We start from the raw sequence: 20,165 nt of genomic DNA, 5'->3' as shown, positions 1-20,165 counted from the left end.
TCCTACCGCCCGAGTCGACTCCCCGCCAATCCGTGGCCACTTCGTGGATCAACCCGAGCATGGCTCACCCCGCGACACCCCATTTTACAGGGTTCGCCAGGCAGGCCAGTGAACAAGCGCTCGGGCGCCCTACTCGTCCAGGAGCTCCACGTTCCAATACGAGGCGTCCGCCAGGTGCAGGAACGGCAACCACTCCTGATACGTCACCTTGCGCGTGGCGCCCCGGAACAACGGCGTCCAGCGCGGGCGCACCGGCTTCTTCAAGAGCCGCATGTCCGCCTGATCCGGCGTGCGCCCGCCCTTCTTCAGATTGCAGGGCACACACGAGCACACGACGTTCTCCCACGTCGTCTTGCCCCCCTGCGTACGGGGCATGACGTGGTCCAGGTTCAGCTCGCTGCGCGGCAGGTTCTTCCCGCAGTACTGACAGGTGTCCGCGTCGCGCGCGTAGATGTTGAGCCGGGAGAAGCGCACCCGCCCTCGGGGCAGGTGGTCATACGCGCTGAGCACCAGCACCCGGGGGACGCGGATGGTCCGGTTGATGGTGGTGATGCAGTCATTGGTGGCGCTCAGCGCCGCCCAATCATCGAACTCGTAGAGCCGGTACTGCGCGTCGATGGCCTTGGCGACGCCCTGATACAACAGGCTGAAGGCACGCTTCACCGACGTGACATGCACCGGTTGGTAATACCGGTTGAGTACGAGGACGGCGCTGTTGATCATGGTGGTTTCCCGGGACTTGCGGTCGCCACCCCTTCGGCGACCGACCTGAGCTCCTCCTCCGCGAGACAGCGGACGTCGAGGACCGCCTCGCCATCCGCGATCCTGCCAATAACCGGCATTCCGCCGGCGCGCAGGCGCTCGAGGAAAGATTCCGGTGCACCCACGTTGAGGATGCACGCAAAGGAAGGCAACCGGGCCAGCGGCATGGCGCCCCCGCCCACCTGTCCCACCACCCCGTCCACTCGGGCACTCACACCTTGCTCGGCCAACAGGTCCTTCAGCCGCAGCGCACGGGCGCGCAGTTCCTGGGACGACTGGGCGAGCAGTCTGTACGTGGGCACGGCCCCTGGCTTGCCGTCCCGATACAACTCCAGCGTGGCCTCCAACGCGGCCACCGTCAGCTTGTCCACCCTCAACGCCCGGGTGAGCGGATGCGCCTTGATGCGCGCGAGCAACGCCGAGCGCCCCACCACCACGCCCGACTGCGGTCCCCCCAACAGCTTGTCCCCCGAGAACGCCACCACATCCGCGCCCTCGGCGACCACCTGCGCCACCGTGGGCTCCTGCCCCATCCCCTCCCCCACCATGGGGACCAGCGCCCCCGACCCCAGGTCCTGGAACACGGGCACCCCGCGCTCGCGGCCCAGCGTCGCGAGCGCTCCCACGCTCGCCTCCTCGGTGAAGCCCACCACCGCGAAGTTGGAGCGGTGCACCTTCACCAGGAGGCCCGTGTCGTGGCCCACCGCGGCCGCGTAGTCGGACAGCCGCGTGCGGTTGGTGGTGCCCACCTCCACGAGCCGCGCGCCGGACTGCCGCATGACGTCCGGCACCCGGAAGCCTCCGCCAATCTCCACCAGCTCCCCGCGCGACACGACACACTCGCGGCCGGACGCCAGCGCGGCCAGCACGAGCAGCACCGCGCCCGCGCAGTTGTTGACGACGAGCGCGTCCTCCGCGCCGGTGAGCTGACGCAAGAGCCCCACCACCGGCGCGTAGCGGCTGCCCCGCTCGCCTTCGTCCAGGTCGTACTCGAGATTCGAGTAGCCCCGCGCCACCTCGGCCACCCGCGCCACCGCCTCCGGCGCGAGCGGCGCGCGCCCCAGGTTGGTGTGCAGCACCACGCCCGTGGCGTTGAGCACCGCGCGCAGCCCCGGCGTGGACAACGTGCTCAGCGCGTCGCCCACGTCCGCGTCGTCGAAGGGGCGCGCGTCGCCCTGGAGCAGCCGCGCGCGCACGCGGTCCACCGCCAGACGCAGCGCGGACACGGCCCTGGCGCGGGGAACACCGGACAGCAGCGGTTCCAGCGACGGCCGTCGCAGGAGCTGCTCGATGGAGGGGAGTGCGCGCAGCAGCGCGTTCTTCCCGCCGTCTACGCTGTTCGACGGGGGGCCCACGCTCGCGAGTCTAGGAGACGCGCGGCCCGCACGCCAATCCAGCGGGGGTGTCAGCCAGGTGACGTCCCGCTCACGCGCGGGCTTCTTCCTGGATTCCCCGCTCGACTCATGGCGCCGTCAGATAGAGGCTGATGTCCTCGCTGGCGCCGGGCAGTCGCATGTACCGCTCGAAGCGCAGGCCCAGCCGCTCCAGCAGCTTGATGGAGCTGACGTTGTCCTTGGAGACAATGGCGGCGATGCGCGAAATCGCGTGGTCCTCCCGCGCGTGGCGCAGCACCGCCTCGGCGGCCTCTCGCGCGTAGCCCTGGTTCCAGTAGGCCGGCATGAACGCGAAGCCGATGTCGGGGTGCTCCAGCGCGTCGCGCTTGAGCAGGCCACACAGCCCCATGGACGCGCCGTCCTTCCGGCCCTCCACCAGGTACAGCCCGTAGCCGAGCTGGGCGTACTGCGTCAGGGGCACCGTCTTGATGTAGTCGTGGGCGGCCTCGAGGGTGCGCACGCCACGGTCTCCAATGAAACGCAGCCACGAGGGCTCGTTCAACATCCCCAGGATGAAAGCGGCGTCCTCATGCGTCACGCGACGCAGGACCAGCCGCTCCGTCTCCACCACTTTCATGAGAAGCTTTCTCCGCGCAGCCCGTGCACTTGTAGGAGCGATACATGTGTCGCGCCCGCTCGCGAGCCCACCTCGGAGGATGTACCAAGGATGTCCACCGCCTCAAGCCCCGACGCCCGCTTCCAGATTGAAGTCCTCAAGCTGCTGCTCCAGGTCGCCAGCGGAGACGACGGGGTCAGCCGCGAGGAGATCGACCACATCATGGCCACCGCCCGGGGGATGAGCGTTCCCCTGCCGGACCTGGAGCAGCTGGCGAAGTGCCTGCAGAACGGCACGCCGCTGCCCGCGCCCAACCTGGGCATCCTCAAGGCCCACCCGAAGGCCGTCATCGACGCGGCGCATGACCTCATCGCCAGCGACGGGCACATCCACCCGAGCGAAATCGAGATGCTGCGCCAGCTGCGCGAGCTGCTCGGCGTGGCGGCCTGACACCACGCCACGCGCCCGAGCCTCCATGCGGGACCACCGGGACGTGGAGTACGTCCCGGCGGGCTCCCTGCACGACTTACGGGTCGACCTCGTCGACCTCCAGCTCACTGCCCGCGCCGCTCAGCAGCTCGAGCAGCTCCGCCGCGCCACCCTCGCTGTCGACCAGCGCCGTCAGCTTGCCGCCGCCGAGGAACTGCATGATGAACTGCTTCTGCATCTCCGCCCGGCCGCCCTGAACCTCACCCAGCACGGTGAGCGTGTTCGGCTCGTCGTGTCCGACGACGCGCTCGGAGATGTCACAGTTCCCCAGCACGAGCACGTTGGCGTGGAGCTCCGCCGTGCCGACCCTCAGGTCACCGAGGACGAGCATCCCGCCCGGCCCCTTCAACACCAGCGTCTCCACATCCACGTTCCCCGTCACCACCACGCATTCGCCCGAGGCGAAGGTCCGGGAGGTGTCCTTCAGGGATTCGTGGAGGTCGATGCCATCCCGTAGCATCGAGAAGATATCGACGGGCGCGGCCAGGAGGCCGTCCTCGTCCAACGTGGTGAGCTGCTCATCCGCGGCCTCGAGGGCCTCTGCACGATCTTGGAGCTTCTTGGGGAAAGGAGTCATGTACCCCTCCGTCCATATCGCGAATCCCGTTCCCGGGAAGCAGGAAGAGACCATCCCCCACGAACATGACGAACGCGCGCCAATGGACAGGTGGCTCGCCTCGTCGCCCCCAGGGCAGGTGACCGCCCGCACGCACAAGCACGGACGGTCACACCCCCGGCGGTCACCCGTCGCTCATGGCCTCAGCTTGACGTGCAGCAGGTCCAGCCGGCGCGAGGTCGGCGTGTACCAGGTGCCCTCCAGCTCGATGGACTGTCCCAGCTCTCCCGTCAGCACCACACCGCCCGTCACCGCCGTCAGCCGAGGGAGCTGGAGCGGCTCGAACACCCTCACCCAGCGCGTCTGGAGCGTCGGCGAGAAGCTGGCCACGGTGGGTCGCTCCGGCGCCACCGTCTCCGGCGGCCCCACGGTGCCCAGGCCCAACAGGCCCCCGTTCCCCGCCTGGACCGTGAACAGGTTCCCGTTGGCATCCGCGACCAGCGAGCCCAGACCATAGGCGTTCGTCGTGCTCAGCGGGAACTGCCGCAGCGTCAGCTCCGCGCCCGTGGCGGTGAGCCGGCCCAGGAACGGTTCGCGCGGTCCATCGTAGGAATCGTCCGGCTCGGCGCTGGCGTACGGGGTTCCCGCGAAGGTGAAGCGGCCATCGAAGTCACCCGTGAAGGCCACACCCCCATCCGGCAGCACCGCCACCTGGCGCACGTCCGCGAACACCGTGTCGTAGGACGTCGGCAACAGCCACTGCCACAGGGGGGCTCCCGTCACGCTCCAGCGCGCCACGAACACCCCACCCTGCGCGAGCGCGCCCGAGCCGAAGTCGGTGCCCGGCCCCGCCCAGCCGCCCACGGTGATGGTCTCCTGCGCGTCCACCGCGACGCTCACCGCCTGCGTGCCCCGCATCGCGTTCGTCTTCAGCACGCGCGCCCACTGGTAGGCGCCGTCCCACTGGAGCTTGAGGACGAAGGAGTTCGGGTACTCGTCGTCGTAGGGGAAGGGCTTGCCGGCGTCGACCTCACCGCCACCGAAGTCCGTCTTGCCCCAGAAGCCACCCGTCAACACCGCGCTGCCGTGTGCGTCCGTCGCCAGGTCGTGCACGAACATGGGGTTGTCGAGGAGCTCGTCGTCCCGGCGGAAATACGCCGTGTAGCCGCGCGTCCAGTCCACCGCGCCCGACGGCGTCAGCTTCATCACGAACATGCCCGTGCCCCGAGGCAGCGCGCCCTTGCCCAGGTCCGGAGCGCCTCGGTATTCCCCCGCGACGAGCACGTTGCCCAGCGTGGTCACCGTCACCTTGCGCAGCTCCACGTCGGGCTGGGTGAACGTCAGTCGCCACGCCACGGAGCCATCCGCCCGGTGCAGCGTCACGACATCCGTCTGCTCGGCCCAGGACTCACCGTCCCGCGTCTGGGCCTGGGTGCCCACGACGGCGAAGCCACCGTCCGGCGCGGGCGCCGTGTCCCGCGCGCGCTCCGCCGAGGCATTGTTCGTCTGCTTCACCCACGCCGTCGTCCCCGAGGGCTGCGTGCCCCGGTACGAGCAGAACGGCTCGCTCTGCGTGACGACGACCAGCCGGGGCGCCGCGTCCAGCAGGCCCTTCGCGCTGGCCTCCCTCGACGCGAAGCTCGACGCATTGGAGGAGTCCGCGAGCAGTCCGAAGGCGTACCGCCCCGAGGTCGTCACCACGCTCGTCACGTCGTACTCCACCCACTGGTCCTTCTTCACCGCGCCCGCGTCGCCCACCAACGCCGTCATCGCGGGCGGGTTCTGCCAGGTCGCGGTCGCCGGGTCGAACGGCTGCGCCTGGTAGAGCAGCGGCCCGTTGTCCGTCGCCTCCAGCGCGTAGAGCTGGAGCAGCACGCGACGCACCGGCGCGGCGTCGAGCTGGACGTCGAACTCCAGGAAGCCGTTCATCCCCGGCGAGCCATCCACGCGCACCGACGCCTCCCGGTGGAACGTCGTCGTCGGGCGGTCCGCGCTCACATAGGTGTCGTGCCGGAGCTCCGTCACCTTCGAGACGACCTCCCGGCGCGTCATGCACGCATCGGTCGGCGCGGCCCTGGAGGCCCCCGTCCACACGAGCAGCTCCGGGCCAATGCCTTCCCAGTGCTCCCCCGAGAAGAAGGTCACCGCGTCACCCGACGTCGCATACACGCCGAAGGTGAAGTTGCCGTTGCCACGCACCAGGTCCGTGACGTCGTAGTCCACGTACCCGGAGGGCGAGAGGTAGGGCAGCCGGTCGACCTCCGCGCCCACCTTCGTGGGCCGGGTGTTCCAGGAGACGCTCATCTCGCTCCAGGGCCCCTGCGTCGCGTAGACCGCCGGTCCACCCATCGTCCCATCCAGGCCCACGTGCATCCGCAGCACCGCGCGCTGCACCGACTCCGTCAGGCCCAGCACGTCGAAGCGCAGGTGCACCTCGCGCTCGGGCGACTGCCTCACCCACAGGTCCGTGTCGAAACCACCCTCGGTGGACGTGGGCGCGTCGGCGGAGACATAGGTGTCGTCGCTCGCGGGGAAGACCACCGGAGGGCTCGACACCGTGATGGGCAGCGCGGGGTGCGGGGGGTGGTCCTTGGCGGACTGGACGGTGAGGACCAGTTGGGGACGCAGGGACGTGTTCGGGTGCTCGCTCGACGCAATCGTCACGCCGTCCGTGCTGTCGGCCACCAGATGGACGTCCGTGAAGGCGCTCGTGGAGATGTGCAGGTCGGTGATGTCCAGTTCGATCCACGTACCGCTGGCCACGGCCCCCGCGCTGCTCAACGCGGAGAATCCATCCCGCGTCGGCCGTGTGTTCCAGGTCGTCAGCTCGTTCCAGGCCCGTCCCCCGATGCGAGGGTCGTGCGCCGTGGGCCCATCCGCCGAGCCATCCAAGGCATACACACGCAACCGGGCGGTGGTGATGGTGCCGTCCACCGGAGCGACGAAGAAGCGCAGATACGCCTCCGACTCAGGGGACCGGTCCACCTCCATCGTCGGCTGCGAGCCGAAGCTCGTCGCCGGCGAGGCCGCCGACACATACGTATCCGCCGCCGCGACAATCGCCACGGTCTGCGTGACGAGCTCCTGCGCGCTGCTCCCCGTCTCCGGGTCAACCCCTGTTCCTGGTTGGGCACTTCCGCACCCATTCAGGAAGAAAAGTGCCACTCCCAGACTCCAACCCATTGCACCCACTGTCCACCGGTTCACGTGACCTCTCCCTCGCGTGCTGCCATTGCATTGGGAAAGCAACAGCTGCGCCAACGCGTGCGAGCCATTGAATGACCTGGAGTGGATGTCATTGCCGGAAAAATGCGACCGCCCGGTCACTGGACCGAGCGGTGGTGAACAGCACGTCTGGGTGCCATCCCAAACCCTAAAGACGCAGCATCAGGTGCAACACATCCGAGCGGCGTGACGTCGGCGTGTACCAGACGCCATCCACCTCGAACGTGTTGACCAGGTCCCCGGTGAAGAGGATACCGCCCGGCAGCGGCGTGAGGAGGTTCGACTGGAGCAGGTCGAACACCCGGACCCAACGCGTCTCCAGCGAGGCAGTGAAGCTGGCCACCGTGGGCCGGTACGGCGCCTCCGACTCCAACGGGCCGACGTCCCCCAGGCCCAGCAGACCTCCGCCGCCCGCCTGCGTCGTCACCAGGTGCCCCTCGGCGTCGACGATGAGGTCTCGAAACGTCAGCTGACGGAACGTGCGCAGCACCACGTCCGCCCCCGTGGCGCTCAGCCGACCGAGCATCGTGTCCCGCAGCCCACCGTCGTACTCGTCGGGCTCGCGGCTCGCGTACGACTGGCCCGCGAAGTCGAAGCGTCCACCGAAGTCCCCGATGAACGCCACGCCACCGTCGGGCAAGACGGCCAACGCCTTCAGGCTGCTGAAATAGACCGGGATGAGCCGCGCCCAGCGATACGCACCGCTCGCGTCCCACCGCGCCACGAAGGGACCGCTCTGCGCGAGAGGCCCATCGCCGAAGTCCGTCGCCCTCCCCGCCCAGCCGCCCACGGTGACGTTGCCGCCGGCATCCACCGCCACGCTCGTCGCCAGCGTGCCACGCAGGGTGTCCGCCAGGAGCAGCCTCGCCCACTGGTAGCCCCCCTGCCCGTCCAGCTTCAGCACGTACGAGTTCGGATACGTGTCGTCATAGGGGAACGGCTTGCCGGAGTAGACAGGCCCCGCGCCGAAGTCCGTGTAGCCCCAGAACGTGCCCACCAGCACCGCGCCGCCCTGCGCGTCCGTGGCCAGGTCGAGCACCTGCATCGGGTTGTCGAGCCGCTCGTCGGCTCGCTGGAACCACGCGGTGAAGCCCCGCGTCCACTCCACCGCGCCCGACGCCGTCAGTTCCAGCACGAACATGCCGGTGCCCTGGGGCAATGCGCCCGTCCCGAGGTCCGGTGTCCCGGCATAGGAACCCGCGGCGAGCACGTGCCCCTGCGCCGTCACCGCCACCTTCGAGAAGTGGACCTGCGCCTGCGAGAAGGCGCGCGTCCACACCACGCTCCCGTCCTCGCGGTGCAGCGTGAGGACGTCCGTCCGCTCGGCTGAAGCAGGCGCATCTCGCGTCTGCTCCTGGTGACTGAGGACGACGAAGCCTCCACCCGGCGCGGGCGCGGTGTGCTGCGAGCGCTCCGCCTCCACCGCCGTGGACTGCTTCACCCACGCCGTCGTCCCCGAGGGCTTCGTGCCCCGATACGAGCAGCGCGGCGCCGTGTCGGTGACGACGACGAGCTGGGGCGCGGCGTCGAGGATGCCGAGTTCACGGGCCTCGGACGACGCGAAGCGCAGCCCATCCGCCGAGTCCGGCACCAACGCGAAGGCATGACGCCCCGACGTCGTCACCACGTCCGTCACGTCCACCTCCACCCACGAGTCGCGCGTCACCGCGCCCAGGTCCGCCAGGGCGCCGCCCCTCACGACAGGACGATGGGCCCAGTCCGTCGTCGCCTCGTCGAACGGCTGCGCCGGGAACACCTGCGGGCCATTCGCCGACGCATCCAACGCATACAGGCGCAGCAGCACCCGGCGCACGGGCTGCGCGCCGAGCTGCACGTCGAAGTCCAGGAAGCCCTCCGCGCGCGGCGACCCATCCACGCGCAGCGAGGCCTCGCGGTGGTACTTCGTCGACGGCGTCTCCGGCGTCGCAAACGTGTCATTCAGCGGGTGGACGGTGGTCGCGATGACCTCCTGTCGCGTCAGGCAGTCGTCGCCCGGCTCGCTGCGCGACGCGCCGGCCCACACGAGCAGCCGGGGCTCCAGGTCCGCGGCCTCGCGCGAGTGGAACGACACCTCGTCCCCCGAGTTGCCATACAGCCCGAAGGTGACGTCCCCGTTGCCGCGCACCTGGTTCGTGACGTCGTACTCGACGAAGCCATAGGGCGCGAGGAACGGCGCCCGGTCCAACGTGCCGCCCACCCGCGCCGGACGCGTGCTCCACGTCAGGCCCGACTCGCTCCACGGGCCCTGGGTACCGAAGACAGACGGGCCACCTTCCGCGCCGTCCGCGCCCACCCGCAGGCGCAACACCGCGCGCTGCACCGTCTCCGTCAGCCCCGTCACGGAGAAGCGCAGGTGTGCCTCACGCCGCGGACTCGAGCCCACGCGCAGCGCCCGCTCCGCGCCCCCCTCCGAGGAGCCCGGCGCGTCCTCGGAGACGAACGTGTCCGCGCTCGGGACGAAGGACACCGGCGCACCGGACACCGTGAGCGGTACCGGGCGCGGCGGCGGATGGTCCGACGCGGATTCGACGGTGAGCACCAGTCGGGGACGCAAAGCCGGGTCGGGATGCTCGCTCGACGCGAGCGTCATGCCGTCCGTGCTGTCCCCGCGCAGGAACACGTCCACGTCGCTGCCCTGCGAGATGGACATGTCGCTGATGTCCAACTCCATCCAGGTGCCGCTCTGCACCGCGCCCGCGCTGACCACGCCCCAGTACCCGCCCCAGTCCGGGCGGCTGTCCCACGTCGTCAGCTCGTTCCACGGACGCACGCCGGGCGGGTCGAACACCGTGGGGCCATCGGCCGAGCCCTCCACCGCGAACACCCGCAGCCGCGCCGTCGTCACCGTCCCGGTGAAGGGCGCGATGAAGAAGCGCAGGTACGCCTCGGACTCGGGAGCGCGGCCCACCTCCAGCGTGGGCGAGTCGCCGAAGCGCGTCGTCGGGGACGTCGCCACCACGTGCGTGTCCGCGCCCGCGACGAACGTCACCGTCCGGGTGACCAGCTCCTCGTCACTCGACTCCGGGCTCGAGTCCGGGGAGGCCACCACCGGCGTGGAACTCCGTGCCCCATGTTGGGAAGGCCCACACCCACCCAGGAGCACGAGCGCCACACCCACCCCCCACCCCACCGCCCCGACTGTCTTGCGCCGCACGACACCTCTCCCTCGTGTTCAACGAGGGAGGTGGCTGAGCAACAGGTGCGCCAGCGATTGGCCACCCGAGGACAGATGGAGCCGAGGCATCGCTCCCCCGCCTGACGAGCAAGGGGGCGCCTTCCAGGCTCAGTACACGTTGTACTTCTTGCGCAGCGCCTCGTGCTCGTCCGCGTTGCGCGAGGGGTGCAGGTTCTTCTGCGCGTCGTGCAGGTAGTACCAGAACTCGCTCGGCTTCGGCGCCATCGCGGCCTGGAGCGACTCCACCGTGGGCGCGCCGATGGGCCCCGGCGGCAGGCCCTTGCGGTGCCGCGTGTTGTACGGGTCCTCGGGATCTCTCAGCCGCTTGAGGAACTCCTTGCGGTCATTCCACTGCGCCAGCACGTAACGCGACGTCGCGTCCACGCCGAGCGGGAAGCCCTTGTCCACGCGCTTCCAGAGGATGCCCGCCACCAGCGGACGCTGCGCCGGCACCGGCTCCTCGCGCTCCAGCATGGAGGCCATCACCACCACCTCGTGCAGCGAACGGCCGCTCTTGGCGATGGCGTCCTTGTTCGGCGTGAAGAAGCGCGCGGCGAACGCGTCCAGCTGCCGCTGGATGAGGTCCTCCACGTCCACGTCCCCGGGGATGATGCCGTACGTCTCCGGGTAGAGGTAACCCTCCAGCGTGGTGACGGGCAGCGGGAACGGCGCCTTGAAGCGGCTGGGGTTGCTGGCCGCCGCGATGTACTCGCCCGGCTTGATGAGGTTCGCCGCGACGAGCGCCGCGTCCGTGTCGCGCAGCCGCCAGCCCTCCACCACCACGAACGGGATGTCGTCCGGGAGCGGGTTGCCCTCCAGCGCCTTCGCCAGCTCCGCCACCGTCATGGACGGGCTCACCGGATGGCGGCCCGCCTTGGGCGAGAACCCACCCCGACGGAACAGGTGGTAGCGCCAGACCTTGGTGTCCGCGAGCAACCCCTGCGTGACGAGCAGGCCGCCCAGGCCCCTGCCCGAGGTGCCCTTGGGCACGGTGAACTCCACCACGGGTGCACCCGGAGCGGCGACGGCCTTGTTGACCGCCCCCTCCATCACCACGAAGGCGCCCACACCCGCCACCACCGCCAACACGATGACCACTGCCAGAGCCGCGAGGACTTTCTTCATCGCGGCGCAGGGTAGCACCGACGCCGCGGCCTGCATCCTTCCGTGTCATCGGATGTCCGCTCCCAGGCGCTCCCCTGCTGGCCAGCCCAGGCAGCCCCCTGCCTCAGCCACTCGAATCGCCGGCCGGCCGCGCGCCCGGGCTCCGTGGCGTCCCCTGGAGCCGGGCCCCATCTTCGCGACGGTTGCACCCATCCGAAACGCGAGGACACGCCATGGCGACACAAGCGTCCACAGGGGCCGGGAAGATCACGGGCAGCTACCTCACCACCCGCGACGGCACGCGGATCTACTTCAAGGACTGGGGCCCCCGGGATGGCCAGCCCATCGTCTTCTCGCACGGCTGGCCGCTGTCGGCCGACGCGTTCGAGGACCAGATGATGTTCCTGTCGGACCGCGGCTACCGCACCATCGCGCATGACCGGCGAGGCAACGGTCGCTCCTCACAACCGTGGAGCGGCCATGACATGGACCACTTCGCGGACGACCTCGCGGACCTGACCTCGGCGCTGGGGTTGAACAAGGCCGTGCACGTGGGCCACTCGACAGGCGGTGGCGAGGTGGCCCGGTACATCGGCCGTCACGGCACCTCGCGCGTGGCGAAGGCGGTGCTCATCGGCGCGGTGCCGCCCATCATGCTCAAGACGGACTGGCACCCCAATGGACTCCCCATGAAGGTGTTCGACGACATCCGCGCGGGCGTACGCAATGACAGGGCGTCGTTCTTCCGCGAGCTGAGCCTGGCCTTCTTCGGCTTCAACCGCCCGGGCGCGAAGGTCTCCGAGGGACTTCGTGACACGTTCGTCATGCAGGGACTGATGGGCTCCATCAAGGCCGAGTACGACACCATCAAGGCCTTCTCGGAGACGGACTTCCGCGCGGACCTGGCGAAGTTCGACGTGCCCACGCTGGTCATGCATGGCGATGACGACCAGATCGTCCCCATCGACGGCGCGGGCCGGCTCACCGCCACCTTGGTGAAGGGCGCGAAGCTCAAGGTCTACCCGGGCTTCAGCCACGGCATGTGCGCGGTCAACAAGGGCATCATCAACGAGGACCTGCTCGCCTTCATCCAAGGCTGACGACTCGGGGCCGCGCGGACACGTTCGCGCGGCCCATTGCTTTTTCTTGATGCGGGAGCAGCACCCCCCCGAATTAAAGTGGTGCGCGGACGTCTGACTTCCGTTCACGACGGAGACACCCCCCCGGCCTCGGCTCCCTTCGAGGTCAACCATGTGGTCGTCACAGCTGCGAACGCGAGCCATCGCGGCGTTCGTTCTTTTTCTCGGGGTGTCGGGCGTACAAGGACGTGCGTGGGGTGCCACGCCCCAGTCGGGCCCCGTGCTCTCCACGGAGCGGCCCGTGGGGGCCACCCGGTCGGGCCCGGCGCACCTCACCCAGTATGAGTCCGCCCTGGCCTGGGGCACCTCGAACTACCTCGCGGCCTGGGTGGACTTTCGTCACGGCATCCATGGGGAGGAGGGCCATGGGACACAGGTCTACGCGACCCGACTGAGCGCCTCCGGTGAGGTGCTGGACGCCGCGGGCATCCGCTTGAGCACGGGCGCCCATGTGCCGCACTATCAGCAGGGGATCTCCATCGCCGCGGACAGCACGGGCTTCCTCGTGGCCTGGCAGGACGCGTCGCTCGACGGCAACACAGTCGACCCGCTCCTCGGCACGCGGGTCGGCGCGGATGGACAGGTCGTGTGGGCCGGGAAGGAGTTGATCCGCCCCAGGGCCGGGACCTCCACGCTGACCAGACTGGCCTTCACGGGTGATGGCTATCTGCTGGTCTGGAACGAACGGACGGCCGAGGGGCGGGAACGCATCCTCGCCTCGCGGGTGGAGCTCGATGGAACGGTGCTCGACCCCACGGGAGTGGACGTGGGGGTAGGAAGCATCGCGCGGATGACCTGGACACCCCAGGGCGGGCTCCTCCTCTATTGGTCCCAGGGAATCTGGGGCATCCGGGTGAATGCCCGTGGAGAAGCCCAGGGGAGCGCGTTCCGCATCAACGCGCCCGACGTCGAGCGACCCGGCAGCCCACAGGTCGCGTTCGATGGCACGAATCACCTGGTCGTCTGGACCGAGCCAGCCCCGGAATCCAGCGGCGAAGACAAGGTCCTGGGCGCGCGCGTCAGCCCCACGCAGGGCGTCCTCGGTGCGCCCTTCTTCATCCACGACGCCCCCACCTACCAGTCCTTCCCTCAGGTCGCCTTCAACGGCACGAACTACGTGGTGACGTGGCAGGACGATGAGGTGCTCAACGGCGCACGCGTCACCAGCATCTACGCCAGGCGGCTCTCTCCCTCCGGAGTGGTGCTCGACGCCGAAAGCTACCTTGTCCGGAGGAACCCGGGAAACGTCGCCCTCTTCCAGGAGGCGATGGCGGCCTCCGGCACGGACATCCTCGTCACCTGGCACAGCAGGCTCGGGGACCTCGACGACGCCCTCTACGCCTCGCGGATGGACAGCACGGGGGCGCCCCTGCCGGACCCGCTCCTCGTCTCGTCAGCCTCCAACACACAGCTCTCACCCGCGATGGCCTCGGGTGGCGAGCACCACCTGGTGGTCTGGACCGAGCCGAATGCGCTCCCGCAGGGCTCGGACATCTTCGGCACCTTCGTGGATGACGCGGGCATCGAGGTGACGCCGGGCGGCTTCGCCATCACCCAGTCCGCGCAGGACCAACAGCACCCCGCCGTCGCGTTCGATGGCACGCACTTCCTGGTGACCTGGACGGAGACGGTTTCAACCACCACCACCTACGTCATGGCGCGACGAATTCCCGCGTTCGGCGCTCCCGTCAAACCCGAGTTCCGCATCAACGCGTTCGCGACCACCTCGGCCCGGCCGAAACTCGCGTGCGTCACGAAGACGTGTCTCGTGGCGTGGTATGACCCGTCCTCCAACCCATCGTCGGATGCAATCACCAGCAACTACGTGAACCCGAACGACGACGTGCTCCCCCGGGGTGCGTCAGCGGAGCTCGTCGGGCGAGGCCCCCTGGAGAAGGACCTGTCGGTCTCCACCAGTGGAGCGCACTTCCTCGTGGTGTACAGCTCGGGCTTCAACACGGGAACGAACACCCGACGCGTCGAAGGCAGGCTGGTGGCGACGACCAGCGGCCAGCCCGGCACCAACAGCTTCCCCATCAGCGAGGCGGCATCGGGGATGCGCTCCCCGTCCGCCGCGTTCGACGGGACGAACCACGTCGTCGCATGGATGGAGGGCTCGCAGGTCCGGGCCACCCGCGTGAGCGTCGGTGGCACCGTGCTGGAGACCACGCCCTGGGAGATGTCTCCGGTGGAGTCCTCGCTCGAGCAGCGTCCGACGGTCGTCTCCGACGGCATCTCGTCGCTCGTGCTCTGGGCCTCGCGTCCTCCCGAGGGCTCGACGCTCAACACGATTCACGGCACGCGGACGATGGCGTTCGACAGCACCCCGGGCACGCCCCAGGTCCTGGCCGCCGCGCCGTGGAGCGACACCTTCGCGGCGGGCACCTCGATGAAGCCCGGGCAGTTCCTCGTCGCGTACTCACGGTTCGAGGGGCCGCCGCATGGCACCCATCGGCTGTTCACGCGCAAGGCCCGCTACAACACCGCGCCCCAGGTGACGGACCGCTCGCACCAGATGGTGGAGGACAGGTCGCTCGACCTTTCGCTCACCGCGCGCGACGTGGAGAACGACGCGTTCACGTTGAGCATCTCCGCGGGGCCGACGCACGGCGCGGTGAGGGGAACGCCGCCGGACGTCACCTACACGCCCACGCCCGGCTTCCGCGGCGAGGACAGCTTCCAGTTCACCGCGACCGATACAGAGGGCATGTCGAGCACCGCCACCGTCCGGGTGACGGTCATCCGCGCACCCGTGGCGCCCCAGGCGGTGCCACTCGACCTCGAGCTGGACGAAGACACGACCCTCTCGTTCCGGCTGATGGCCACGGATGAGAACGGCGACGCGGTGACGTATCGGGTCGGCCCGCCTCCGCTGCACGGCACGCTGATGGGGACACCGCCAGACCTCCAGTACACGCCGCACGCGGACTTCAACGGCACCGACACCTTCGAATACCTCGCGAGCGACGGCACCCTCGAGTCCGCGCGGGTCCGGGTGACCATCACCGTGCGCCCCATCGATGACGCCCCGGTCGCGGAGGACTCTTCCTACATCGTGGACCGGTGGTCCTCCGTCGAGATCCTCCTGAAGGCCCACGACGTGGATGGAGATGCGCTCACCTACTCCGTGGCACAGCCGCGGAATGGAACGCTCACTGGCACCGCGCCGAACCTCGTCTACACCCCCTTCCCCAATGCCCGGGAGGACGAGTCGATCGTCTTCACCGTGAGCGACGGGAAGCGTGTGGCCACGGGCACCGTCACCATCGATGTCCGGTTCCAGAACGTCCCGCCCTTCACCCAGGATCAACGCCTCGCCGTCACCCCTGGGGAGAGCATCGACATCGAGCTCGACGTCGAGAACCCGGACGGTGATGCCCTGACCTATGTCATCACCGAGCAGCCCGCGTCGGGCACGCTGTCCGGTGAGCCGCCCCACCTGCGTTTCCAGGCGAGTGACTCGTTCACCGGAGAGGTGTCCTTCACCTACGTCGCCAGCGATGGTCTGGACTCAGCGACCGGCCGCGTGTTCATCCGGTCTCTCGCCAGGCCGGCGGCTCCGTCTCCCGGCAAGTCGGGGGGATGCTCGTCATCCGGCGGCGCACCGTCGCTCGTGCTGGTGCTCGGCGTCCTCGCCCTGCTCGCGCGGCGCCACCGCGGCTACGCACAGGCGCGCGTCACGAAGCACCGAGGCTGAAGTCGAGCGTCACGCGTGGGCCCGAGCTGCTTCGGTCGGGCCCACGTGCCACGCCCCGCCAGGACTTCCAGCAGGTCTCGTGATGCCTCGGCTTCGGCCATCCACGACGGAGGTCCGCTCCGCGCCCATTCCTGGCGAAGCGACACCTGGCGCGTCCAGCGCGGAACGACGAGAGCCACGCGGACACGCTCGTTCGCGCGGCCCTCATGTCGAAGGCGGATGTGACGGTGCCTCACGCATGCGGAAGTCATGATGATTCCGTGATGAGCGTTGGGACTCGCGCGGGTTTGAGTGTCCCGGACGCCCCCCCGGCCTCTGCTCCCCGCGAGGTCAGAAATGTCAGGACGACAAATGCGAATGCGAGCGCGAGCCATCGCCGCGCTCATGGTGTGTCTTGGTCTTGGGGTGTTCGAGAAACTGAGCCCCGCATGGGGCGCCACATCGACGGGCTCGTACGTCGAGGCGCCAGCAGGAGTGCCTAGGGCCTCGACGGGCGCCTCCCGGTCCAGGCTGTCCTCGGACCCGCTCGAGCACTTCCTGGCCCCGTCGCACTGGCTGGACGTCGCTCCGGCCCAGGTCACTCCACCCTTCCTCTCGCCGGAGCGGCACGTGGGCGCACGACAGTTGGGGCCCGCGCGCAAAGCCCAGTCCACGCCCAAAGCTTCGTCGGACGGGACGAACTTCCTGGTCGTGTGGAGCGATGAGCGTGACGAACGCAGCTACCGCCAGCTCCGCGCGACGCGCGTGAGTCCGACTGGAGAGGTGCTGGACCCGCTCGGAATTCCGCTGCCGGGCGTCGGGGCCAATCACCCACCTGCCGTGGTCTTCGACGGCACGCACCATCGCGTTGTCTGGGCGGGTTATGCGCCGACGAGAGGCACGGCCCTCTTCAGCGTTCGGGTCCGTCCAGATGGGACGGTGGTCGATGCCACACCGCAGGTCCTCATCCCCGCACCCTTCGCCGCGCATCGGGAGTTCAGCGCAGTGGAGCTCATCTTCAACGGGACGGACTTCCTCCTGATCTGGGGCGAGCGGGAAATCGCCTCCTTCGAAACGCCCCAGCTGCGCGCGACCCGGGTGAGCCTGGAAGGCCTCGCGGCGACCCCCGCCGGCCACGAGCTCTACTACGGCGGTGACGCGAGGGTGGCGTGGAGCGGCTCGGAGTATCTCGTCGTCTCCACGGGGGTCTTTCTCTCCGACAACAAGCTCTGGGGCGCGCGGCTGGACGCGAACGGCGCGCTCATCGAGCGTCTCTTCCTGGAGCGACCCGCGGGTCGTGACCTGAGGCATCCCGCCATCGACTTCGACGGGGAGGAGTACTTCGTCATATGGAGCGAGGCACACGACACCACCCGCGCCGCCGTCGACATCAAGGGGGCACGGGTGAGCGTATCGGGGGCGCTGGCCACGCCCGTCACGCTCTTCTCCGGCGCGGGTGACCGCTGGCCCGTGGGCGTGGCGTTCGACGGCGCGAACCACGTGGTGGCCTGGACCGACTTCGCGGGAGGCGCGTACTACAACTCGGGAGGCCTGCGCGCCACGCGAGTCAGCCGCGCGGGAGCCGTGCTCGACCCGGCCAGCATCATCCTCCGGCGGAACACCGTGGATGGAGTGCGTGAAGGCACGGGACTCGCACTCACCCGAAGCGCCCTGCTCGTCGCCTGGCACGATGCCTCCAACGCGAGCGATGAGCAGGACACGTGGGCCTCGGTGATGAGCCTCTCGGGGACGGTCCTGAAAGCCGAGCAGCGGCTCAGCAGCTCGACGAATACGCAGACCCATCCCGCCATCGCCACCGATGGCGATGGGTACCTGGTCGTCTGGTCGAGCCGCGACCGGACGCCCCGGCTCGAGGACATTCACGGAACCTTCCTGAGCGCGGCCGGCACGGAGTTGACTCCAGGAGGTTTCGTCATCAGCGATGCCGTGGGAGCGCAGCGCTTCCCCACGGTCGCGTTCGATGGGACGCATTACCTGGTGCTCTGGCAGGACGAGCGCGCCACGCCCGAGAAGCCGAAGCTCTACAGCCGGAGGATTCCGCCGCCCGGCCACGGTGCGCCCGGAGCCGAGCTCCGCATCCAGAACGAGTACGAATACAACATGAATCAGCAGGTCGCGTGCGGAGGGGGCACCTGCCTGGTGGCGTGGTGGAGCGGCTACCAGCTGCTCGCGGCGCGGGTGAGCGCGAATGGAGAGGTCCTGGACACGACGCCACTCATCCTGACGCCGGGCGTGTGGAACATCTTCGCGACGCCCTCCGTGGCATTCGACGGAACGGACTTCCTGGTGGTCTGGGACCTCTCTCTCCCGGTGACTGGCGGCACGCAGCTCGAAGGAGTTCGCGTCAGTCCGCTGGGAGTCATCCATCCACCAGGGCGATTCCCCCTGGGAGCGCCGCTCGGGAGGCCCACGGACCGGCCCGCCCTGGCGTTCGATGGGCAGAACCACCTCCTGGTGTGGAGGGAGCCGACGTCAATCATGGGCATGCGCGTGAGCAAGGAGGGAGCGGTCCTCGACACCGAGCCGCTCGTGCTGGCGACCGGGCTCGACTTCCCAATCCTGCCGGACGTGGCTTTCGACGGAGAGGCCTTCCTCGTGATCATGTCGAGCAAGCTGCCCGGAGAATCGGGGCAGCCCCCCCAGCGAGTCTGGGCTCGACGCGTGCTGCCCTCGGGTGAAACCTCGGGAGACTTGATGGAGGTGGTACCAGGCCAGGAGAGCATCGTCTCGCGAGGGACGAGCATCGCCTCGGTGGGGGCCGGTCACTTCATGCTGGTCTCCTCGCGTTTCGCGAGCACGTCGCACGAGACGCTGCGGGTCCACGCTCGGGAGATCTCCTACAACCTGGGGCCAGTGGCCGAGTCGCGACAGCTCGTGCTCGAGGAGGACACGCCGCTCTCCATAACGCTCACGGCCTCGGACACGGAAGACGATGCGCTCGACTTCTTCATCACCGAGCCTCCCGCGCACGGCACGCTGACGGGCGCACCACCCCAGCTCGTCTACACGCCGGACGAGAACTTCCATGGGACGGACCAGTTCCGGTTCATCGCGAGGGACCACGGCGCGCCCTCGGATGTGGCCACCGTCGCGCTGACGGTGACCTCGAAGGAGGACGTCCCCGTCGCGCACGCGCTCACGCGATCACTCCAGGAGGACACGGCAGCGGACCTCGTGCTCTCGGGCTCGGATGGTGATGGGGACACGCTGACGTTCGAAGTTTCGGCGCAGCCCGCGCACGGCACGCTGACGGGCACACCGCCGACGCTCACGTACACCCCACACGCTGACTTCCATGGCATGGATGCCTTCGAGTTCGTCGTGTTCGATGGCAAGCAGGCCTCGGTGCCCGTCGCCGCGTCGCTCACGGTGACGCCGATTAACGACGCACCTGTCGCCCGGACCGGCCGCTTCACGGTGACCGCGGGAGGGAGCATCGAGGTGACCTTGGAGGGAAGCGATGTCGACGGCGATGCGCTGATGTACAGCGTGACGCGGCCGCCCACGAAGGGAGCGCTCTCGGGTACGCCGCCTCGCCTCGTCTATCGCGCGGACGAGGCGGAGCCAGCGGAGGACTCGTTCGAGTTCTCCATCAGCGATGGGGCGCTCAACGCGACGGCGACGGTGACGGTCGATGTCACCCGGCGGAACCGGAGCCCCGTCACCCGGGAGCAGACCTTCGTCGTCCAGCAAGGCGAGGCCATCGACATCGTGCTGGATGCGGAGGATCTGGACGGCGATGCGTTGACGTACGCCATCACCCAGGCGCCCGCGTCGGGCACGCTCACCGGTGAAGCGCCGACGCTGACCTATCGCGCCAGTGCGTCCTTCACGGGTGAGGAGTCGTTCACGTACACGGTGTCGGACGGGTTCGAGACCAGCGAAGGACGGGTGCGCATCGAAGTGCAGGCGCCCCCTGCTCCGCCCACGCCTCCCAAGCCTCCGCCCTCCGGTGGCTGCTCGGCCTCTCCAGGCCCCGCCTCGACGTCCGTACTGTTCGCGCTCATCGCCATGGCCCTGCTCGCGCGTCGAGCGGGCGCGTGACGCGCGCCCTGAAGCGACGCGTCC

General features: G+C 69.2%; 11 protein-coding genes. 4 read left to right on the top strand and 7 right to left on the bottom strand.

The window, feature by feature from the left end; all coding sequences use genetic code 11:
• Positions 1-129: 129 nt before the first annotated feature.
• From LXT21_RS14855 to LXT21_RS14845, 3 genes are all read right to left on the bottom strand, one after another.
• On the bottom strand, positions 130-723 hold the full coding sequence (locus tag LXT21_RS14855; protein WP_254038783.1) for an HNH endonuclease: 594 nt from the start codon (positions 721-723) through the stop codon (positions 130-132).
• Positions 720-2,117 carry an L-seryl-tRNA(Sec) selenium transferase gene (selA, locus tag LXT21_RS14850; protein ID WP_254038782.1) on the bottom strand — a complete coding sequence of 466 codons (1,398 nt, stop codon included), beginning with the start codon at positions 2,115-2,117 and terminating at the stop codon, positions 720-722. The genes LXT21_RS14855 and selA overlap by 4 nt, the downstream gene beginning before the upstream one ends.
• A 106-nt stretch (positions 2,118-2,223) precedes the next feature.
• On the bottom strand, positions 2,224-2,733 hold the full coding sequence (locus LXT21_RS14845) for a GNAT family N-acetyltransferase (RefSeq protein WP_254038781.1): 510 nt from the start codon (positions 2,731-2,733) through the stop codon (positions 2,224-2,226).
• 90 nt (positions 2,734-2,823) lie between these two features.
• Here LXT21_RS14845 and LXT21_RS14840 point away from each other — a divergent pair, with 90 nt between their 5' ends.
• Positions 2,824-3,162, top strand: a complete 339-nt coding sequence (locus tag LXT21_RS14840) for a tellurite resistance TerB family protein (protein WP_254038780.1) — start codon at positions 2,824-2,826, stop codon at positions 3,160-3,162.
• 76 nt (positions 3,163-3,238) lie between these two features.
• Here the strand turns inward: LXT21_RS14840 and LXT21_RS14835 are convergent, their stop codons facing one another.
• From LXT21_RS14835 to mltG, 4 genes are all read right to left on the bottom strand, one after another.
• A complete protein-coding gene (locus LXT21_RS14835; RefSeq protein WP_254038779.1) occupies positions 3,239-3,778 on the bottom strand; it encodes a hypothetical protein in 540 nt (179 codons plus the stop codon).
• Between the two features lie 174 nt (positions 3,779-3,952).
• On the bottom strand, positions 3,953-6,823 hold the full coding sequence (locus LXT21_RS14830; RefSeq protein ID WP_254038778.1) for a CBM96 family carbohydrate-binding protein: 2,871 nt from the start codon (positions 6,821-6,823) through the stop codon (positions 3,953-3,955).
• Positions 6,824-7,130: 307 nt separating this feature from the next.
• A complete protein-coding gene (locus LXT21_RS14825; protein WP_254038777.1) occupies positions 7,131-10,031 on the bottom strand; it encodes a CBM96 family carbohydrate-binding protein in 2,901 nt (966 codons plus the stop codon).
• A 234-nt stretch (positions 10,032-10,265) separates the two neighbouring features.
• Entirely contained in the window at positions 10,266-11,282 is a 1,017-nt protein-coding gene (gene mltG / locus LXT21_RS14820; RefSeq protein WP_254038776.1) for an endolytic transglycosylase MltG, read from the bottom strand.
• A gap of 212 nt (positions 11,283-11,494) precedes the next feature.
• Here mltG and LXT21_RS14815 point away from each other — a divergent pair, with 212 nt between their 5' ends.
• From LXT21_RS14815 to LXT21_RS45365, 3 genes are all read left to right on the top strand, one after another.
• On the top strand, positions 11,495-12,361 hold the full coding sequence (locus LXT21_RS14815; RefSeq protein ID WP_254038775.1) for an alpha/beta fold hydrolase: 867 nt from the start codon (positions 11,495-11,497) through the stop codon (positions 12,359-12,361).
• A 151-nt stretch (positions 12,362-12,512) separates the two neighbouring features.
• On the top strand, positions 12,513-16,097 hold the full coding sequence (locus LXT21_RS14810; RefSeq protein ID WP_254038774.1) for an Ig-like domain-containing protein: 3,585 nt from the start codon (positions 12,513-12,515) through the stop codon (positions 16,095-16,097).
• Between the two features lie 474 nt (positions 16,098-16,571).
• Positions 16,572-20,141 carry an Ig-like domain-containing protein gene (locus tag LXT21_RS45365; RefSeq protein ID WP_254038773.1) on the top strand — a complete coding sequence of 1,190 codons (3,570 nt, stop codon included), beginning with the start codon at positions 16,572-16,574 and terminating at the stop codon, positions 20,139-20,141.
• Positions 20,142-20,165: the final 24 nt, after the last annotated feature.

The sequence above is a fragment of the Myxococcus guangdongensis genome (assembly GCF_024198255.1).
Lineage (GTDB): Bacteria > Myxococcota > Myxococcia > Myxococcales > Myxococcaceae > Myxococcus > Myxococcus guangdongensis.
The sequence above is the reverse complement of the archived record's forward strand: the minus strand, read 5'-3'. Positions and strand labels throughout refer to the sequence as shown.